At 64.3% G+C, this 16,998-nt stretch carries 18 protein-coding genes; 8 read left to right on the top strand and 10 right to left on the bottom strand.

From position 1 onward, the window contains the following. Positions 1 to 67: 67 nt before the first annotated feature. Positions 68 to 409, top strand: coding sequence for a hypothetical protein (locus AC0L2F_RS00340; RefSeq protein WP_007614624.1), 342 nt, complete (start codon positions 68 to 70; stop codon positions 407 to 409). 176 nt (positions 410 to 585) lie between these two features. Here AC0L2F_RS00340 and AC0L2F_RS00345 read toward each other — a convergent pair whose 3' ends face one another. From AC0L2F_RS00345 to AC0L2F_RS00360, 4 genes are all read right to left on the bottom strand, one after another. Then, entirely contained in the window at positions 586 to 1,212 is a 627-nt protein-coding gene (locus AC0L2F_RS00345) for a peptidoglycan recognition protein family protein (RefSeq protein ID WP_473247451.1), read from the bottom strand. A 34-nt stretch (positions 1,213 to 1,246) separates the two neighbouring features. After that, complete coding sequence (locus AC0L2F_RS00350) at positions 1,247 to 2,458, bottom strand: GGDEF domain-containing protein (RefSeq protein WP_473247127.1); 1,212 nt, start codon at positions 2,456 to 2,458, stop codon at positions 1,247 to 1,249. Positions 2,459 to 3,039: 581 nt separating this feature from the next. Then, entirely contained in the window at positions 3,040 to 3,651 is a 612-nt protein-coding gene (locus AC0L2F_RS00355) for a LysE family translocator (protein ID WP_007614635.1), read from the bottom strand. A gap of 55 nt (positions 3,652 to 3,706) precedes the next feature. Next, positions 3,707 to 4,081: a response regulator gene (locus tag AC0L2F_RS00360; protein ID WP_007614637.1), complete on the bottom strand. Its 375-nt coding sequence runs from the start codon at positions 4,079 to 4,081 to the stop codon at positions 3,707 to 3,709. A gap of 129 nt (positions 4,082 to 4,210) precedes the next feature. Between AC0L2F_RS00360 and AC0L2F_RS00365 the strand changes: the two genes are divergently transcribed. Beyond that, entirely contained in the window at positions 4,211 to 5,041 is an 831-nt protein-coding gene (locus tag AC0L2F_RS00365) for an SDR family NAD(P)-dependent oxidoreductase (RefSeq protein WP_473247128.1), read from the top strand. A 177-nt stretch (positions 5,042 to 5,218) separates the two neighbouring features. On the opposite strand, the gene AC0L2F_RS00370 is transcribed toward AC0L2F_RS00365, so the two are convergent. Then, a complete protein-coding gene (locus tag AC0L2F_RS00370) occupies positions 5,219 to 6,025 on the bottom strand; it encodes a lytic murein transglycosylase (protein ID WP_007614641.1) in 807 nt (268 codons plus the stop codon). 158 nt (positions 6,026 to 6,183) lie between these two features. Here AC0L2F_RS00370 and AC0L2F_RS00375 point away from each other — a divergent pair, with 158 nt between their 5' ends. Both AC0L2F_RS00375 and AC0L2F_RS00380 read left to right on the top strand, forming a co-directional pair. After that, positions 6,184 to 7,122: an OmpA family protein gene (locus tag AC0L2F_RS00375; RefSeq protein ID WP_473247129.1), complete on the top strand. Its 939-nt coding sequence runs from the start codon at positions 6,184 to 6,186 to the stop codon at positions 7,120 to 7,122. 595 nt (positions 7,123 to 7,717) lie between these two features. Next, the gene (locus AC0L2F_RS00380) at positions 7,718 to 7,954 is read left to right on the top strand and encodes a hypothetical protein (protein ID WP_007596614.1); all 237 of its coding nucleotides are present in this window, start codon (positions 7,718 to 7,720) and stop codon (positions 7,952 to 7,954) included. 166 nt (positions 7,955 to 8,120) lie between these two features. Here the strand turns inward: AC0L2F_RS00380 and rpoD are convergent, their stop codons facing one another. Both rpoD and dnaG read right to left on the bottom strand, forming a co-directional pair. Beyond that, positions 8,121 to 10,271 carry an RNA polymerase sigma factor RpoD gene (gene rpoD, locus AC0L2F_RS00385; protein WP_007614644.1) on the bottom strand — a complete coding sequence of 717 codons (2,151 nt, stop codon included), beginning with the start codon at positions 10,269 to 10,271 and terminating at the stop codon, positions 8,121 to 8,123. A 377-nt stretch (positions 10,272 to 10,648) separates the two neighbouring features. Further along, positions 10,649 to 12,661: a DNA primase gene (dnaG, locus tag AC0L2F_RS00390; RefSeq protein WP_473247130.1), complete on the bottom strand. Its 2,013-nt coding sequence runs from the start codon at positions 12,659 to 12,661 to the stop codon at positions 10,649 to 10,651. A gap of 160 nt (positions 12,662 to 12,821) precedes the next feature. On the opposite strand from dnaG, the gene AC0L2F_RS00395 reads away from it, so the two are divergent. The 3 genes from AC0L2F_RS00395 (at position 12,822) to AC0L2F_RS00405 (ending at position 14,032) form a co-directional block, all read left to right on the top strand. Further along, the gene (locus AC0L2F_RS00395; protein ID WP_473247131.1) at positions 12,822 to 13,136 is read left to right on the top strand and encodes a BrnT family toxin; all 315 of its coding nucleotides are present in this window, start codon (positions 12,822 to 12,824) and stop codon (positions 13,134 to 13,136) included. 22 nt (positions 13,137 to 13,158) lie between these two features. Beyond that, entirely contained in the window at positions 13,159 to 13,398 is a 240-nt protein-coding gene (locus AC0L2F_RS00400) for a BrnA antitoxin family protein (RefSeq protein WP_245313474.1), read from the top strand. 70 nt (positions 13,399 to 13,468) lie between these two features. Then, positions 13,469 to 14,032, top strand: a complete 564-nt coding sequence (locus tag AC0L2F_RS00405; RefSeq protein WP_473247132.1) for a chlorite dismutase family protein — start codon at positions 13,469 to 13,471, stop codon at positions 14,030 to 14,032. On the opposite strand, the gene AC0L2F_RS00410 is transcribed toward AC0L2F_RS00405, so the two are convergent. Then, the gene (locus AC0L2F_RS00410; RefSeq protein ID WP_473247133.1) at positions 14,029 to 14,427 is read right to left on the bottom strand and encodes a gamma-glutamylcyclotransferase family protein; all 399 of its coding nucleotides are present in this window, start codon (positions 14,425 to 14,427) and stop codon (positions 14,029 to 14,031) included. The genes AC0L2F_RS00405 and AC0L2F_RS00410 overlap by 4 nt on opposite strands. A gap of 89 nt (positions 14,428 to 14,516) precedes the next feature. After that, entirely contained in the window at positions 14,517 to 15,428 is a 912-nt protein-coding gene (locus AC0L2F_RS00415; protein ID WP_063993870.1) for a transglutaminase family protein, read from the bottom strand. A 91-nt stretch (positions 15,429 to 15,519) separates the two neighbouring features. Between AC0L2F_RS00415 and AC0L2F_RS00420 the strand changes: the two genes are divergently transcribed. Next, entirely contained in the window at positions 15,520 to 16,326 is an 807-nt protein-coding gene (locus tag AC0L2F_RS00420) for an N-formylglutamate amidohydrolase (RefSeq protein ID WP_063993871.1), read from the top strand. 11 nt (positions 16,327 to 16,337) lie between these two features. Here AC0L2F_RS00420 and AC0L2F_RS00425 read toward each other — a convergent pair whose 3' ends face one another. Next, a complete protein-coding gene (locus AC0L2F_RS00425) occupies positions 16,338 to 16,958 on the bottom strand; it encodes a LysE family translocator (protein WP_007614658.1) in 621 nt (206 codons plus the stop codon). Between the last annotated feature and the right edge of the window lie 40 nt (positions 16,959 to 16,998).

Genomic DNA, 16,998 nt, shown 5'->3' on the forward strand with positions numbered 1-16,998 from the left:
AACCGGCGCTGCCGGTCGAGCGACCAAAAGCATCGGGCCGGCAGCATCAAGAGAACGGACACGCAGCGTGTCGATCATCCTGCAATCCACCGTCGGCGGCTTCTCCGCCCAGTTCATGCGCAAGCTGCCGCTGGTGGAGCAGGCGATGCGCGAGCACGGACTCGAGCCGTCGGAGTTCGTGATCTCGAAGGACTACGCCTCGACCGCGAGCATCCCGCTCATGGGCCCGTTCTTCTTCAATTACAGCGTCTATTTCGGCGACGAGACATTCACCGTCACCGAGCCGAACGACATGGTGTTCCTGGACTACTTCTTCAAACGCGTGCTGGCGGCGGACGGCCCGCCGGAGATGCCGCGGCGGCCGGGATTGATCCGGCGGCTGTTCGGGTGGATGTCGGAGCCGGTGTAGCTGCTTTCCCCTCTCCCCTTGCGGGAGAGGGTGGCTCGCGAAGCGAGACGGGTGAGGGGTTGCCTCCGCGAGCACGCCTCTCTCATCGTCATTCGCGGAGACAACCCCTCATCCGGCGCTTCGCGCCACCTTCTCCCGCAGGGGGAGAAGGGAAAAGACTACCGCCGGCGCGCCCTCTACTCCGCCCAAACCCGCGCCAGCGTCGCGAGCCAGCAGCCTTCGCAATAGCGGGCGTCCTTGTAGTCGATCCAGTTGTGCGCATAGACGTGGTCGAGCGGGATGCCGTAGCGCGCGCGCAGGATCTGGACGAGGAGCTTCCACGCCGCGACCTGCGCCGCGGTCGGGCCCGTGGTGACGTCGGGATAGTTGCCGGCGAACTCGACGCCGATCGAATTGTCGCGCACCACCTGGCGATAGGTCGGCTTGTTGTCGATGTACTTGTTGTCGTTGCGGTTGGCGCCGTCGCCATGGGTCGGCACCAGGTTTTCCGCGACCGCCCAATAGACGGTGCCGTCGGTCTCCACCCACAATGTGACGCCGCGACGCGTGGGATTCTTCGCTTGCTCTTGCGCGCCGCCGCGCGCCGAGCCTGCCGGTCCCTCGGTCTGGTGCACGATGATGTTGCGCCAGGGTTTTGCGCTGCCGACATCGCCCCATGGCGCCAGCCACACCATCTTCAGGCCGGGAATGTCGGGCGTGCCGGAGGCGCGCGCGAGCTTGGCGAGCTCGGCGTCGGTCGCGGCGGCGGGTGCGATCAGAATGAGAGCGGCGAGAACGGCCGCAAGCAGGCGGGAGATCATGATGCGGGTCCAGTGCGGACCTGACGTTAGCACGCCCTTACGCGAATTTGCGCAAGGCCTCGCCTGGACCGATCGGGTCAGGCACGAGCGGCGGCGCCGGATCGTGGACGGCAAAGTCGTTCTTGCCGTTCTTCTTGGCCGCATAGAGGGCGTGGTCGGCATGCGCGATCAGCCGGTCCGGAAACTGGCCGACGCCGCGGTCCCACTGCGCCACCCCGATCGAGATCGCGATCGGAATGTCGATGCCGGTGCAGGTGACGGCATCCTGGCGGCAGACCTCGAGCACGCGGCGGGCGATCGCAGCCGCCTCGCGCAAGGTCGATGACGGCAGCACGACGCAGAATTCGTCGCCGCCGGTGCGGGCGAGCATGTCGCCGGGCCTCAAGCGCGTCTGCGCCATCAAAGTGAAGTGCTGGAGGCAGGCATCGCCCGCGGCATGGCCATGGGTGTCGTTGATCGTCTTGAAGCCGTCGAGATCAATCACCAGCAGCGAGAACGGTTCGTTGCTGCGCTCCGAGCGGGCGCATTCTTCACCCAGCCGCTGCAACAAGTGCCGCCGGTTGGCGACACCGGTGAGATCGTCGAGCAGTGCGAGGTCGGCAACCTCGTTGCGCAGGCGGTCCATCGCCATCAGCAGGAAGCCGAAATTGAGCGTCATCGACAGGAACAGGAGGCCCAGCACCATGACGGCATGAGACTGCCCCCCGGCGACCGACGAGAAATCGCCGCCAAGCAGATTGCCGATCGCACGGGCCGCGAAGATCGCGATGATGGTGATGATCACGATGCCGGAGAGCCGGGCTCCCGGGCTGGCGCGGCCTTCCGGCGGCGAGAGCAGCAAACGCAGCGACAGCGCCAGCGGCAGCGCCTGGCCGAGCGAGTAGCTGAGCATGCGCAGCTGCATGTGATCGTATGCGACCATGAAGAACAATACGCCGCCGAGGCTGAGAATTCCCGTCGCGGCCATGAAGCGCCAGGACACCGGCTGGCCGTAGAAACGCTGAATGCCCATGGCGGCAAGGCAGCTCGCGGCGATGATGCCGACGGCTCCGAGCAGCAGCGGGACAGGCGAAACGACGAAAAGGCGGATCAAGGCCGCCATCGTGCCGGTCGCGCCGACGAAGCACGATGCCATCCAGAACCGCGCGGCCGCGAATTTCGGATAGGAGCGCGTCACGTAGGCCCAGATCAGGCCGAGCGCCAGGAAGTTGACGACGAACACGGTCCAGAGTGTCGGCACGTTCAGCATGGCGCGCGCCACAAGCGCAGCGTCGCGCCCTCCGTCCCTGCCAGCTGTCCGTCCATGACCCGTCCCCGTTTTCTTGCGGGGACAATGCGACCGACGCGCTTAACGGAGTCTCACTGCGATCCGCGAAAACATGCCTTTGGTTTTGGATTCATGAACGGCCAGCGCATTGTCGGATCGTTAGGCATGCCGGCGAAGCGGATTCGCGAACCAAAATCACCCGAAAATGCATCTGAGCTGTGGATAACGCGATGACACGGATGTGACAGCGCGGGGCAGAAGCGCGCGAATCTGCTGAGTTCGTCGTCGAGGATGTTGCGAGGCTGGCCCTCCGCCGAGCATCCCTCGTGTCGCGTTTCACCATTAACCCTGAAGAGGATCCTATGGCTAAGAAAGCGAAGAAGGCGAAGAAGGCGACGAAGAAGAAGGCCAAGAAGGCAGCGAAGAAGAAGTAACGAGGCTTCTTATTCTTTGCCCGGGTGGAGCTCGCTCCGCCCGGGCGTCGGGCAAGAGTTCTGAGTTTGAAGACGGCGGGCGCAAGGCCCGCTTTTTTATTGGCTCGCGCGTTTATTGGCTGGAGAAGCCTACCGCTCCGCGAACGCCAGCTTGGCGCCGAGCGCGGCGAAGCCGGCGGCAAAACTCCGGCGCAGCCAGGCCATGACGCGCGGTCTGGAGATGACGCGCTCGCGCACCGAGGCAGCGCAGAGCCCGTAGACCACGAACACCGCAAACGTCATCGCCATGAAGGCGCCGCTCAATTCCAGCATTCGCGCCAGCACATGGCCCTCGTCCGCGGCGATGAACTGCGGCAGGAAGGCCAGGAAGAAGATCGACAGTTTTGGATTGAGGATGTTGATCAGGAAGCCGGTCACGATCACCCGGCCAGCCGAACGCTCGCGGATCTCGCCGTCGACCGCCAGTGCCCCGGTCTCGCGTAGCGCCTGCCAGGACATGTAGAGCAGATAGGCGACGCCGCACCATTTCAGTGCGGCGAAGGCGAGCGCGCTGGTGTGGAGCACGGCGGCAAGCCCCAGCATCGCGGCCATCATGTGTGGCACGATTCCAAGGGTGCAGCCGAAGGCGGCCGCGATGCTCGCGCGCGAGCCGCGGGTCAGCGCGGCGGCCAGCGTGTAGAGCACGCCCGTGCCGGGCGAGGCGACGACGATCAGCGAGGTGAGCAGGAAGGACAAGGTCATGGACAGACCTTATCACCGTACCCCGGACCACGAAAGCGGCCCCGCGGGATCGCCTTCAGGACAGTTGCGCGATCTCGGCCTCGCGGAGCACGTCGAGCGGGGCCCAGGGTTTGGCCCAGAATTTCGCGCCGTCAGGCAGGGCCTGCATCAAGGGGCGGCCGGAGGTGACGATGATGTCGAGCCTGGGGTTGCGGTCCTTGGCGACGTGGGCGAGCTCGACGCCGTTCATGCGGCCCGCAAGCTGGACGTCGGTCATCATCAGGCAGAGCGCGCCGGCCCTCTTCTCCAATACAAGCTCGGCCGCCTCGGCGCTCTCGCACTGAATGACGTCGTAGCCGCTTTCTTCGAGAAGAAGACTGAGCATCTCCCTCTGCATGAGGTCGTCTTCCACGATCAGTGCGGTGGCCCGAAATGGCTGTGCTTGTCCCATCGGCGGCTCCCAATGCTGCCTGTCTTCATCAAGTAACGTAGGTTAAGGTGGGAACAGCGATGCGGTTCGGTTCCAATATGAAAAAATGTAAATCATAGTTCCCTTCGAGAGGCTCGACGGGGGATCATCATGACAGCAATCCGCGGCGCCGCCGCCATCACCGGAGCGGCAAGCGGCATCGGCCGCGCGCTGGCGATCGAGCTTGCGCGGCGCGGCTGCGATCTCGCGCTCGCCGATCGCGACGAGGCCGGGCTGAAGACGCTCGCGGCCGAGATCGGCGCCGCATGCAAGATCAGCCTGCATCGCGTCGACGTCGGCGAGCCCGACGACATCGCGCAGTTCGCGCGTGAGGCGACCACCACACATCCCGCGCTCGGCATCGTCGTCAACAATGCCGGCGTGGCGCTGATGGGCTCGTTCGAGGAGATCGACCAGGCGCAGATGGACTGGCTGTTCGACATCAATTTCTGGGGCGTGGTGCACGGCACGCGCGCCTTCCTGCCGCATCTGAAGACGCTGGGCGAGGCGCACATCGTCAACCTGTCCTCGATCTTCGGCATCATCGCCCCGCCGGGACAGTCAGCCTATGCCGCGGCGAAGTTCGCGGTGCGCGGCTTTTCCGAGAGCGTGCGGCACGAGCTAGTGGTGGCGGGCAGCCCTGTCAGGCTGTCGGTGGTGCATCCCGGCGGCGTCGCCACCGCCATCGCCCGCAATTCGCGCACAGGGGTCGGCGTCACCGACAATGCGCGCCGGTCGCAATCGATCGAGCGGTTCGAGAACGCGGCAAAGACCACGCCGAGAGACGCCGCGCTGCGCATCATCAAGGGCATCGAGAGAAACGAGCCGCGCATCCTGATCGGCAACGACGCCCGCTTCATGGACCTCCTGCAGCGCTTCCGCCCGGCAACGTACTGGGCGCCGTTGCAGCGCAAGCTGGAGAGGATGGCGAAGGGGAAATGAGCGGCGCCATCGAATTTCACCGTCGTCCTGGCGAAAGCCAGGACCCATAGCCACCGAATTCAGTTTGGCGAAGACTGGCAGTTACTCAGCATGTGACTGTGAGTCGTTGTAACAAGTCCCGCCTGGGGTAATGGGTCCTGGCTTTCGCCAGGACGACGGCGGAGAGACATCACCGCGTCACTGCCCCGCCAGCCGATCGGCAAAATACCCGATCGTCTTGCGATAGATCACCGCCCTGTTCCATTCGCGCATGGCCTCGAAATTGGCGGTGCCTTCGCCGTAGGGCTGGCCCATCTTGAAGCCGCTGGTGTGGAGCAGGTTCGCGGTCGAGGCGAGCACGTCGGGGACGCTGTGGCGGAGATCGACGTGGCCGTCGCCGTCGAAATCGACGCCGTACTTGATGTAGGAGGACGGCAGGAACTGGGTCTGGCCGATCTCGCCGGCATAGGCGCCGATCAGGTCGCGCAGCGGCAGGTCGCCGCGCTGCACGATCTTCAGAGCGGCGAGCAGCTCGCCCTGGAACAGCTCCGTGCGGCGGCAGTCATGCGCAAGCGTCGCCAGCGTGCGGATCACCGGCAGCTTGCCGATGTCGCCCTTGCCGAAATCGCTCTCCAGCCCCCAGATCGCGACCAGGATGTAGCGGGGCACGCCGAACTGCTGCTCGATGCGTGAGAGCAACGCGGCGTGGCGCTGCAACATCGCACGGCCGCCATTGATGCGGCCGGGGCCGACGCGGGTCGAGACATACTGCTCAAAGCTCTTGTTGAAGGTGTAGCGCTGGCGCCGGTCGAAGGCGAGCACCGCGCCGTCCTGCTGCACACCGCTGAGCGCCGCGCTGGTCACGCCCGCCGAGACGCCGGCAGCTTGCGCTTCCGAGGTCATGCTGGCGACAAAGCTATTGAAGTCGCCGCCGCAGCGCGCGGCTTGCGCCGATCCGCCGGCCAGACAGGCGATGACGGCGATGGCCAAGGCGTATTTCGACATTCGGATGAATCCTACAGGGAATGAGCGGGGAAGGCAGCGCGTGATCATGCCCGGGAACCGGATTCGCGTCAAAGCGGCAAATCCTCGCCAGAACCGATTGCTGCCTGCCTGCGACAAATCAAATGCGCTCGCCCCCTCCTCAACCGATCGAGATGACCATGTCTATGTCCATGTCGCGCCGCATGCTCGGCGTCCTCGCATCGCTCTCCCTCACCGTGACGGCCGCTTCCGCGCAGACGCGCGATGTGGCAGGTGGCCGCGACTATCCCGGCATCGGCCGGTTCGCCGGCAGCATCATCACCGGCTATGTGATGAAGGATTTTGACGCGGCGCGGATGCAGGCGGCTCCCTTCAGGGACGGTCAGCCCGTCGATGCGCGGCGGCTCGAGGGCCGCGTCTTTCGCATCGCCTATCGCACCAATCCCGGCCCCTCGATCCTGGAAGTGTCGCGCAATTTCGAGACGCAGCTTGCGAAAGCCGGCTTCGAGACCCTGCTCGCCTGCGACACCGATGCGTGCGGCGCCATTCCCTTTACTGAAGCTATCGACACGCTGCCAGTCCCGCAGATGTGGGTCGATGGTTTCAACTACCGTTACTACGCCGGCCGCAAGACCGAGGGCGGGCGCGAGACCTTCGCCAGCGTCCTGGTCAGCCAGAACAACCAGGACATCACCGCGCAGGTCACCGTCGCCGAGCTCGGGGCCATCGCGAACAAGATGGTGGATGCCGCCGCGATGGCGAAGGGACTCGGCGAGACCGGCCACATCGCGCTATACGGCATCTATTTCGACACCGACAAGGCCGTGCTCAAACCGGAAAGCCGCCCGACGCTGGAGCAGATCGCAAAGCTGCTGACGAGCCAGCCGCAGCTCAACGTCTTCATCGTCGGCCACACCGACAGCCAGGGCGCCTATGAATACAATCTCGACCTGTCGAAGCGCCGCGCCGAAGCCGTCGCAGCCGAACTGGTGAAGAGCTTTCGCATCGCGCAGGCGCGATTGCGCACTGCCGGCGTTGGACTGCTGGCGCCGATCGGTTCCAACGCTTCGGACGCCGGGCGCGCGCTCAACCGGCGCGTGGAGCTGGTGGCGCCGTAAGATTGGTGCTGCGTGAGCAATGTGATGGGACAACGCGAAGCGCGGAACTCACTAGCATATGTTAGGCACCGCAACTTCTGCACGCACGCGGGAATACGTGCAGGCAAACGCGCGTTCTGACAAGACGGGCGCCTGTCGCTGCATTGCGAGAGCAGGAAATATGAACAAAGTGATTTGGTCATCCAAGCAATTGCTTTGATGCTGATCGAAACGCGATGTCGCGACCACTGCATATCCGATGCGCTCGCTGCGACATCGCAGCGCCAACGATTTGCCTTGCCATGGCATGGCGCCGGTTATAAACTTCTATTCTAGGTTGTCGCCCCGCCAGCCCCGGGCGACACTGAAGACCAAAATAAACGGCGGGCTTCGCGGCCCGCCGTTTGTTGAGGCAAGGGTGAGGCAAGGGTGCCCTCCAAGGAGCGCATCGGGTTTTACGAAGCGTTGGTCGCTTCCGCTCGACATCCAGGCGCCTCGCAAACCGGTTCGTCGATCGATCGCGCAGCCGGTTCTGCCGCCGCAGGGCCCGCGGCCAGCCACCGGAAACCTGCCAAAGTCATTTGACTATGGCCCCCTGATCGACGAAAAGCCGGCCATGGCCAAAAAACCCGGAACCAATCCCAAGGGCGAATTCGCCTTTTTCAACGTCTTCTATGAAGACGGCTCCCAACGCTCCAACCGGCGCGTCCCCGCCGAATTGCTCGGCGGCCTCGACGGCGACGAGCCGGCCCGCGCCTTCATCATGGAGCAGGACCGCGAGATCGCCGAAAAATCCGGCCGCCCGGCGCTGGAGATCAAGAACCTCGAGCGGGTCGGCGCGAAGAAGAAATAGGCCTCAGTCCCGTGCACGTCTTTGCGAGCGGAGCGAAGCAATCCACGTCTCCACATGCTGCGCGATGGATTGCTTCGCTTCGCTCGCAATGACGGGGCGAGAGTGGAAGCTAAAACAAAAACGGCGGGCCTTGGCCCGCCGTTTTGCTTTGAATCGATGTTCGCGATCAATTGTCCAAAAAGCTCCGCAGCTTCCGCGACCTTGACGGATGCTTCAACTTCCGCAGCGCCTTCGCCTCGATCTGACGAATACGCTCTCTCGTGACCGAGAACTGCTGCCCCACTTCTTCCAGCGTGTGGTCGGTGTTCATGCCGATGCCGAAGCGCATGCGCAGCACGCGCTCTTCACGCGGGGTGAGCGAGGCCAGCACGCGCGTGGTGGTCTCGCGCAGGTTGGACTGGATCGCGGCGTCGATCGGCAGGATCGCGTTCTTGTCCTCGATGAAATCGCCGAGGTGTGAATCCTCTTCGTCACCGACGGGTGTCTCCAGCGACAACGGCTCCTTGGCGATTTTGAGGACTTTTCGCACTTTCTCCAGCGGCATGCCGAGCTTTTCGGCCAGCTCTTCCGGGGTCGGCTCGCGGCCGATCTCGTTGAGCATCTGGCGCGAGGTGCGCACGATCTTGTTGATCGTCTCGATCATGTGCACGGGGATGCGGATGGTGCGCGCCTGGTCGGCGATCGATCGGGTGATCGCCTGCCGGATCCACCACGTCGCGTAGGTCGAGAACTTGTAGCCGCGGCGGTACTCGAACTTGTCGACCGCCTTCATCAGGCCGATGTTGCCTTCCTGGATCAAGTCGAGGAACTGCAGGCCGCGGTTGGTGTATTTCTTGGCGATCGAGATCACGAGACGGAGGTTGGCTTCCACCATCTCCTTCTTGGCCTGGCGGGCTTCGCGCTCGCCCTTCTGCACCGAGTGCACGATCTTGCGGAACTCGATGATCTCCAGGCCGGTCAGCGCCGCGAGCTGATGCACCTCGTGGCGAAGGTCCTTGATGCGGTCCTTCTCGTGATGGACGAAGTTCTTCCAGCCCTTGGCCGAGAGCTTCGAGACACGGTTGAGCCAGCGCGGATCGAGCTCCGAGCCGGTGTAGTTGCGCAGGAAGTCTTCGCGCGCGACGCCGTGGCTGTCGGCAAGGCGCATCAGGCGGCCCTCATGCGAGACGAGGCGCTTGTTGATGTCGTAGAGCTGCTCGACCAGTGAGTCGATACGCGCCTGGTTGAGGCGCAGCGACTTCACCTCGACGATGATCTCGTCCTTGAGCTTGCGATATTTGCGCTCCTGGTGCGGCGAGAGCGAGGGGCCGTGCGAGGTGCTCTCGAGCTGGTTCTGGATGTCCTGCTCTTGCAGCTTGCGCAGCTTCTTGTAGCTATCGGCGATCTTGTCGAAGATCTCGACGACCTTCGGCTTGAGCTCGGCCTCGATCGCCGCGAGCGACATCTGGTTCTCGAACTCGTCGTCCTCGTCCATGTCGGCTTCGGCGGCGGACTCCGCGGGATCCTTCGCGGCTTCGCCGGCATTGCCGGGCGCAGGCGCGGCGCGGAACGGGGTCGGCGCCGGCGGTGCGGCCGGCGGCGCGACATGCGCGGGCGCGGCGCCGGTGACCTGGCCGCCTTCGGCCGTCGCTTCACCGGTCTCGCCGTTGGGACCCGCGATCATCGCATTGTTCATGCCGGCCTTGGCGTCGGGCCCGGCATAGGTGGCTTCGAGATCGATGATGTCGCGAAGGAAGATTTTGCCTTCGTTGAGCTCGTCGCGCCAGATGATGATGGCCTGGAAGGTCAGCGGGCTTTCGCACAGCCCTGCGATCATCGCCTCGCGGCCGGCCTCGATGCGCTTCGCAATCGCGATTTCGCCTTCGCGCGACAGCAGCTCGACGGTGCCCATCTCGCGCAGATACATGCGCACGGGATCGTCGGTGCGCTCGCCCGGCTCGCTCTTCTTGACCTCGGTGACGGCCTTCTGGGTGACTTCGACGAGCTCGTTGTCGGTCTCGTCCTCGCCGCTCTCGTCCTTGTCTTCCTCGCCTTCGCTATCGTCGGCTTCGGTGACGTTGATCCCCATGTCCGAGAGCATGGACATGATGTCCTCGATCTGCTCGGGCGAGGTCTGGTCGGACGGCAAAACTTCGTTGAGCTGATCGAAGGTCACGAAGCCGCGCTTCTTGGCCTGCTTGATCATCTTCTTCACGGCCGCGTCGGACAGATCGAGCAACGGCGAGGGCGCGTCCTGGGAGTCCTTCTCCGGCGCGTCCGCTGCCTTGTCGTCTTTTTCCTTGTCCTTCGCCTGCAGCGTCTTTGCCTTGGTGGCCATCCATTGCTCCTAAACGCGTTTCACACAGACGTTCGCCGCGCCCGCGTGAAATCACTTGAACCTGTTGCTCGATGCTCTCGCTTCGTCAGATCTCGACACGGAAAGGGCGGCGCGGACCTCTTGTCGCCACCCCCGACCTTTCACTCGCCGGATTTGCCTAACGCTTCGTAGAGCCTCTTTGTCGCAGCGGAAGCAGGTGTAGTGCCAACAGCAATTGCGCGGATTCATTCCTGACGCGTCTGTTCTGCCTGCGGCCGCCTGGTGGCCAAAGTGCTACAAGACCGTTAAGCCTCGATTAACCCTGTTTTTGCCGCCAAACCTCGGATTTGGCGAGTCTTTTAGCGGTTCCGGTCCCGGCCGTCCGCATGATTCTTTCATCACACGCTCTTCTGGAACCGGCCCGACAGCTCGCCAAAACCCTCGATCAGGGCCTCGGTGCCGTCGACTTCGCCTATCCGAGCCTTGACGTCGCGCAGCCACGCCATGTTGGCCTCGCTGGGATCCTCCCCCAAGGCCAGCTCGGCGTCTTTCAGCTCTCTAAGTAGTGAATGGTACTGCCGATGCAAGGCGACCAGCTGATGCCAGGTGGAGAGAACGTCGTCCCGTGCGGCGCCCTCGCGGGCGCCCCACACCGCCGCGGTCGTGATGCCGCCCTCAACCCGTTGAAGCGCTTGCGAAAATCCACCCTTCTCAAGGTCGCTGCGCATCTTCTCGGCCAGCTCGCCGGGGTCCGGCGAATGGTGATGGTCGTTGGCGAAGGCGGCGATGATGCCGGCCCGGAGCTTGTGGACCTCAGGATGGGCGAGCTCCAGGGCCGCGACTTCCTCGAGATGGTCGTGCAGCAGCCAGGGATGGTTGATCAGGATTTGCAGGATCAGGGCCTCGCGGCGGGAAATCGCGCTGCGCTGGCCGCGCATGATCGGGCTTGCCGCGAGCTGCGCGCTCGCCGCCTGGTAGGGTCCGGAGGGCAGCTGGATCGGACCGGGCGGGCCGCGGCGGCCCCCAAATCCCTGGCCGCCGAATCTATTCGCGCCGCCCCCACCGCGGGGCTGGAACTGGCGACCGCCGGGCCCGGGGCGGAAATTGCCACGGCCGCCGCCAAAGCCGCCGCGCCCGCCTTCGGGGGCAAAGGCGCGCTGAAGTCGCTCGGCAAGATCCTGCCGATAATAGCGCCGCACCACCTCGTCGCGGATGCCGTTGGAGAGCTCCTTGATGCGCGCCTCCAGCGCGGCACGGCGCTCGGGCGTGGCGAAATTGCCGCCTTCGAGCTCGCGCGACCAGATCATCTCGGCGAGCGGACGCGCCGCCGCGATCACCTCCTCGATCGCGCCGCGACCGCCGGAGCGCACGAGATCGTCGGGGTCCTGTCCCTCCGGCAGCAGCGCAAAACGAAGACTCTTGCCCGGCGCCAGGAAAGGCAAGGCGAGGTCCGCGGCACGATAAGCCGCCTTCTGGCCGGCGCGGTCGCCGTCGAAGCAGAGGATCGGCTCGTCCGCCATCTTCCAGAGCAGCGTGAGCTGGTTTTCGGTGAGCGCGGTGCCGAGCGGCGCTACGCTGCCGGTAAAGCCCGCGGTGACCATGGCGATGACGTCGACATAGCCTTCGACCACGACCAGGGCGCTGCCGTCATGGGTGGCTTTGCGCGCCGTCTGGTGGTTGTAGAGATTGTCGCCCTTGTGGAAGAGCGGCGTCTCCGGCGAATTCAGGTACTTGGCCGGAACGTCCTTCTCCAGCGCCCGCCCGCCGAAGGCAATGACGCGGCCACGCAGATCCGTGATCGGAAACATCACGCGATCGCGGAAGCGATCGTAGGGCACCGGGATGTCGTTGCCGGCCACCAGCATGCCGGTCTCGACCATGTCGTCGACGGAGACGCCGAGCTTGCCGAGATGCTCCTTCAGCGCGAAGCGATCGGGCGGCGCATAGCCCAGCCGAAACTGCAATTGCGTCGCCGGCGAGATCGCGCGGTCGGCGAGATAGCCGCGCGCCTTGGCGCCGACGCGCGAGGCCAGCGTCTCGGCGAAGAATTTCGCGGCGAGATCCATGACGTCATGCAGCGAGCGGCGCCGCTGCTCCTGACGCGCCGCATCCGGCGTCACCGCCGGCAGCGGCAGGCCCGCCATGTTGGCGAGCCGCTCCACGGCCTCCGCGAACGGCAGGCCGTCGGTCTCCATCATGAAGCTGATGATGTCGCCGTGCTTGCCCGAGGAGAAGTCGTGATAAAAGCCCTTCTGGTCGTTGACGTAGAAGGACGGCGTCTTTTCCTGCTGGAACGGCGACAGTCCCTTCCACTCCCGCCCCGCCTTCTTCAGCTTGACGCGCTTGCCCACGACCTCGGAGACCGAAAGCCGGGCACGCAGCTCGTCGAGGAATTGGGGCGTGAAGCGCATGGCGGAATGGAACTCTGTCAGCTCGGCCGCAATAAGCGCCCATCTCAGAAAGGCGAACGCCGGCCTTGCTTCAACGTCTTATTTAATGTTCATGATATGTTCAGTCCATATCCACAGGCTTGATAATCCAAAAATACGATTGTATATACAGAGAAGCTGAATGCCGGATTTCAGCTCTCTCGCGTCTGCCGGGTTTGAATGGGACGAGGAGAAGAACCGGGCCAATCTTATCAAGCATGGCATCAGTTTCGATGACGCCAGTCAGGTCTTCTACGAACGTGTCGTCATCAAACGGTCGAATCGCAACGACGAAGAGCGGTGGATCGCAATCGGAAAACTCGACGACCGACTTCTGACAGTGATCTTCACGCGAAGAGACAAAGCGATCCGTATCATTTCAGCACGACGTCCGAGGCCAGATGAAAAAAGAGCATATCGTGAAGCGTCGATGGGGAGATCGCCGCAAGGGCAATAGTGATTGGGCCCGTGTCGATGCAATGACGGACGAGGAACTGGAAGCCTCGATCGCAAATGACCCCGACTGGGCGGAGTTCAAGGACGTCGACTGGTCGGACGCCGTGCTGGTGATGCCGCCGAGGAAAAAGGCCATCTCGATCCGAGTCGACGAGGATGTCCTCGACTTCTTCAAGCGCGAGGGCGACGGGTATCAGCGACGCATCAATGCGGTGCTGCGCTCCTATATGCAGCAGAGATCGAAGCCGAAGAAGCGGGCTTGACCCGGACAATATCTTCGGAGGCTCGTGACAGAGGCCTTGAACCCGCCCCGGTTCCACGCTTCCATGGGCGATGTTCAGGACCTTCCGAGGCGGCCAGAGCGGGGGTTGGCGCATCACCTTGATTTCCCCGGTGACGGGCGAGCCCCTCGCCTTCATGCCGGCGCTGTCGGTCACCGACAGCGAGGCCATCGCGCTGCCGCTCGTGCCCTCGCGCAATGCCTGGCGGCTGGTCGGCGCCGCGAGCAGCTTGCGCTACACCGAGCGCGCCGAGAAGCAGCAGCTGATTGCCGTGCAGGCCGACCTCGGCCGGCTGGAAGCAACCAGCGCGGCCCTGATCCCGATCCGCAAGTCGCAGGCCTGGTGGGATCTGACCCAGGAAGAGCGCCGCAGGATCTTCGAGGACAAGTCGCATCACATCGCGAGCAGCCTGCGCTACCTGCCCGCAATTGCACGCCAGCTCTATCATTGCCGCGACCTCGGCGGGCCCTTCGATTTCCTGACCTGGTTCGAATTCGCGCCCGCGCACGCCTCACTGTTCGAGGAGCTGGTCGCGATGCTCAGGCAGACCGAGGAGTGGACCTATGTCGAGCGCGAGGTCGACGTGCGCGCGGTGAAGGAAGTGCTGTCGGCCTAGTGATCGAGGAAGCGGCCGGATTCGATGCGCGGCAGATCGGTGACGGGCCAGTTGTAGATGTAAGTCCAGGCCGGTGCCGTCACGCCATCTGCGTCTGTCACGTCGACCAGTCTGCGCAGATATTCGGTCGGCTCCGGAAAGCCCTCGCCGCAAGCCTCGTACATGTCGAGCTCGCGCAAGAGTTCGTCGGGCACGCGCAGGTGAAAGAGTTCGCCGTGGACGCGGTCGGACGGCACATCGGAGAGCAGCAGCCCCGGATAATGCTTCACCAGAACGAGCCGGCCGCGGCAGGTCGCTTCACCCAAAAAATCCGCGTGGCCCGCAAGCAGCCGCGCCATCGGATGGTCGAAGCCGCGCATCAGCGTGCCGTAGACGAAAAGACGATTGGAGGTCATGGGGCTCTATAGCTGCGAATGATGCGGAGCGACAGCACCACACATTCCAGTGTCGTCCTGGCTTTCGCCAGGACGACGACGGTGAGCGGCTACGAAACCTCCGCTTCCAGCTCCTCGCCGCTGCGTTGCTCGTCCGACACCACCCTGATGGTCACGTCCATGGCGTCGAACGCGCCCGCAGGGCCGATATAGACGCCGTGCAGCGGGATCGCCTGGCGCGGATCGCGTGCGACCGCGACGCGGATGAGATCGCGGGTGCCGACGATGCCATTGGTCGGATCGAACTCGATCCAGCCCGCGCTCGGCAGGTAGACCTGCACCCAGGCATGGGTCGAACCACCGCCGACATGGCGCTGCTCGATATCCTCCGGCAGGAAGATGTAGCCGGAGACGAAGCGTGCGGCGAAGCCGAGATGGCGCAGCGCCTCGATCATGAACAGCGCGTAGTCGCGGCAGGTTCCGCTACCGGACTGCAAGGTGTCGAGCGGATGCTGCGTGCCCAGCTCGTGGCGCTTGCGATACTTGAACCGCTCGCGGATGCCGTGGGTCATGCCGCTCAGGATCTTGAAGGTCGGCGTCGGCGCGTCCTCGTCGAGAAAGCCGCGCGCCCATTCCGCGATCTCGCCGTCGGGATCGGTATATTGCGGCGTGATGTAGTGGACGAGGTCGGGAAACTCCTCGTCGTCATACGCGAACGGATAGAAATAGGCCGAGTCGTCCGGCGTCAGCGCGAACTCCTCCACCGGATTGTGCTCGACGGTGACGTGCCAGTCGAAGACCAGCGCGTCCGCGCGCTCGTCGAAATTCGCGATCGCGACGGAATTGCCGAACACGTCGTGGATCCAGTGCAGCGACATCGGCTCGGGTGAGATCTCGAGCCTGGAGTCGAGCACGCGCAGATCATGCCCGTCGCGCGGACGCAGCATGATCCTGTGTTCGCCGAACGCCACGGGGCGGGTGTAGCGATATTCGGTCTTGTGATGAATCGTCAGCAGCGGCATCGTCAGGCAATCATGGTGATGTCGGGCGGACCAATCTATAGCAATCCCGCCCGATTCTTCGGGGTGACTGCTGTTTCATTAGGCAATCAGGATGGCTTTAGACACAATCGAGGCGACCAATCAACTCCTCGGCGAGGGTGACGTCCCCCCGGTGCACGAGGTGAATGCGCAAGGGACGTCGCCTTTTTTGCTCACCTCGGACCACTACGGACGGGTCCTGCCGGCTGCGCTGGGCGATCTCGGCGTCGCGGGAGGCGAGCTGACGCGGCATATCGCCTGGGACATCGGCATCGCGGGTGTCGCCGACCGGCTGGCCGAGATGCTGGGCGCACATCTGATCGCCCAGCGCTATTCGCGGCTGGTGATCGACTGCAACCGCCCGCCCGCCGCAATGAGCTCGATCCCCGTGATTTCCGAAGCAACCGCGATCCCGCGCAACGAGGGAATTTCGGAGCAGGAGCGCAAAGCGCGCAGGCGCGAGATTTTCGAGCCCTATCACCGCCATATCGATGCCGCGATCGACCGCCGCGTGCACGACAAGCGGCCGACGGTGCTGGTGTCGCTGCACAGCTTCACCCCCGTTTACGCCGGCGTCGCGCGTCCCTGGCACATCGGCGCGCTCTACAATCGGGACACCGTGCTGCCGCAGTTGCTGCTCAAGCATCTGCGCGGCCAGGGCGATCTCGTCGTCGGCGACAACGAGCCCTACGCGGTGGACGACCTCACCGACTACACCATCCCCGTGCACGGCGAAGCCCGTGGTCTCGTCAACACCGGCATCGAGATCCGCCAGGATCTGATCGCCGACCAGTCCGGCCAGCAACAATGGGCCGAGCGTCTGGCGCGGATTTTTGCGGAGATCGAGCTGGAGCTGCGGGCGCAGAGGCTGGTCGACTAGCCCGATGGCGGCTATTTCGCCCTGGTCAGCGCCAGCCAGATGCCGCCGCCGATCATGAAGCCGCCGGAGATGCGCGACATCATGCGCGTGCGGCGAGCCGAAAAGAACTTTCGAGCCCGCCCCGCGGCGATGGCGTAGAGCGCGTCCGTCATCACTGCCGTGACCATGAAGGTTGCGCCCAGCAGCGCGACCTGCGGGAAGTGGTCGCGGTTCATGTCCATGAACTGCGGGATGAAGGCGCCGAAGAACACCAGCACTTTCGGGTTCGACAGCAGCACCAGGAAACCTTGCAGGAAGAATCCGCCGCGCGGCGGCGCCGGCGGCTGGTCCACATTGACGCCCTCGACCGGCGCCCAGATCAGCTTGACGCCGAGCCAGACCAGATAGGCGGCGCCGGCAAAGCGCACCCAGTCGAACCAGTAGCCCATGGTCGCCATCAGCGAGGTCAGGCCGACCGCGACGATGCCGATGACGATGGCGAGGCCGGCCTGCGCACCGGCCACATTGGTCAGCGCCGCACGCGTGCCGTGGCGCAGCCCGTTGGCGATGACGAGGGTGACGATCGGACCCGGCAGCAGCGCGAGCGCGACGCAGGCGGCAAGGAAGGCGAGATAGGCTTGCAGAGACATCATGGGGAGGACTCGCTGACAGCGGTTTGGGGCATTAATGCAT

The sequence above is a fragment of the Bradyrhizobium sp. Ken64 genome (assembly GCF_055807555.1).

What these genes read in the sequence shown, in the direction of transcription:
- AC0L2F_RS00350 (WP_473247127.1), bottom strand. Translation starts at nt 2,458, where the DNA reads ATGCTGAACGTGCCGACACTCTGGACCGTGTTCGTCGTCAACTTCCTG.
- AC0L2F_RS00355 (WP_007614635.1), bottom strand. Translation starts at nt 3,651, where the DNA reads ATGACCTTGTCCTTCCTGCTCACCTCGCTGATCGTCGTCGCCTCGCCC.
- AC0L2F_RS00360 (WP_007614637.1), bottom strand. Translation starts at nt 4,081, where the DNA reads ATGGGACAAGCACAGCCATTTCGGGCCACCGCACTGATCGTGGAAGAC.
- AC0L2F_RS00365 (WP_473247128.1), top strand. Translation starts at nt 4,211, where the DNA reads ATGACAGCAATCCGCGGCGCCGCCGCCATCACCGGAGCGGCAAGCGGC.
- AC0L2F_RS00370 (WP_007614641.1), bottom strand. Translation starts at nt 6,025, where the DNA reads ATGTCGAAATACGCCTTGGCCATCGCCGTCATCGCCTGTCTGGCCGGC.
- AC0L2F_RS00375 (WP_473247129.1), top strand. Translation starts at nt 6,184, where the DNA reads ATGTCTATGTCCATGTCGCGCCGCATGCTCGGCGTCCTCGCATCGCTC.
- AC0L2F_RS00380 (WP_007596614.1), top strand. Translation starts at nt 7,718, where the DNA reads ATGGCCAAAAAACCCGGAACCAATCCCAAGGGCGAATTCGCCTTTTTC.
- rpoD (WP_007614644.1), bottom strand. Translation starts at nt 10,271, where the DNA reads ATGGCCACCAAGGCAAAGACGCTGCAGGCGAAGGACAAGGAAAAAGAC.
- dnaG (WP_473247130.1), bottom strand. Translation starts at nt 12,661, where the DNA reads ATGCGCTTCACGCCCCAATTCCTCGACGAGCTGCGTGCCCGGCTTTCG.
- AC0L2F_RS00395 (WP_473247131.1), top strand. Translation starts at nt 12,822, where the DNA reads ATGCCGGATTTCAGCTCTCTCGCGTCTGCCGGGTTTGAATGGGACGAG.
- AC0L2F_RS00400 (WP_245313474.1), top strand. Translation starts at nt 13,159, where the DNA reads ATGACGGACGAGGAACTGGAAGCCTCGATCGCAAATGACCCCGACTGG.
- AC0L2F_RS00405 (WP_473247132.1), top strand. Translation starts at nt 13,469, where the DNA reads ATGTTCAGGACCTTCCGAGGCGGCCAGAGCGGGGGTTGGCGCATCACC.
- AC0L2F_RS00410 (WP_473247133.1), bottom strand. Translation starts at nt 14,427, where the DNA reads ATGACCTCCAATCGTCTTTTCGTCTACGGCACGCTGATGCGCGGCTTC.
- AC0L2F_RS00415 (WP_063993870.1), bottom strand. Translation starts at nt 15,428, where the DNA reads ATGCCGCTGCTGACGATTCATCACAAGACCGAATATCGCTACACCCGC.
- AC0L2F_RS00420 (WP_063993871.1), top strand. Translation starts at nt 15,520, where the DNA reads ATGGCTTTAGACACAATCGAGGCGACCAATCAACTCCTCGGCGAGGGT.
- AC0L2F_RS00425 (WP_007614658.1), bottom strand. Translation starts at nt 16,958, where the DNA reads ATGATGTCTCTGCAAGCCTATCTCGCCTTCCTTGCCGCCTGCGTCGCG.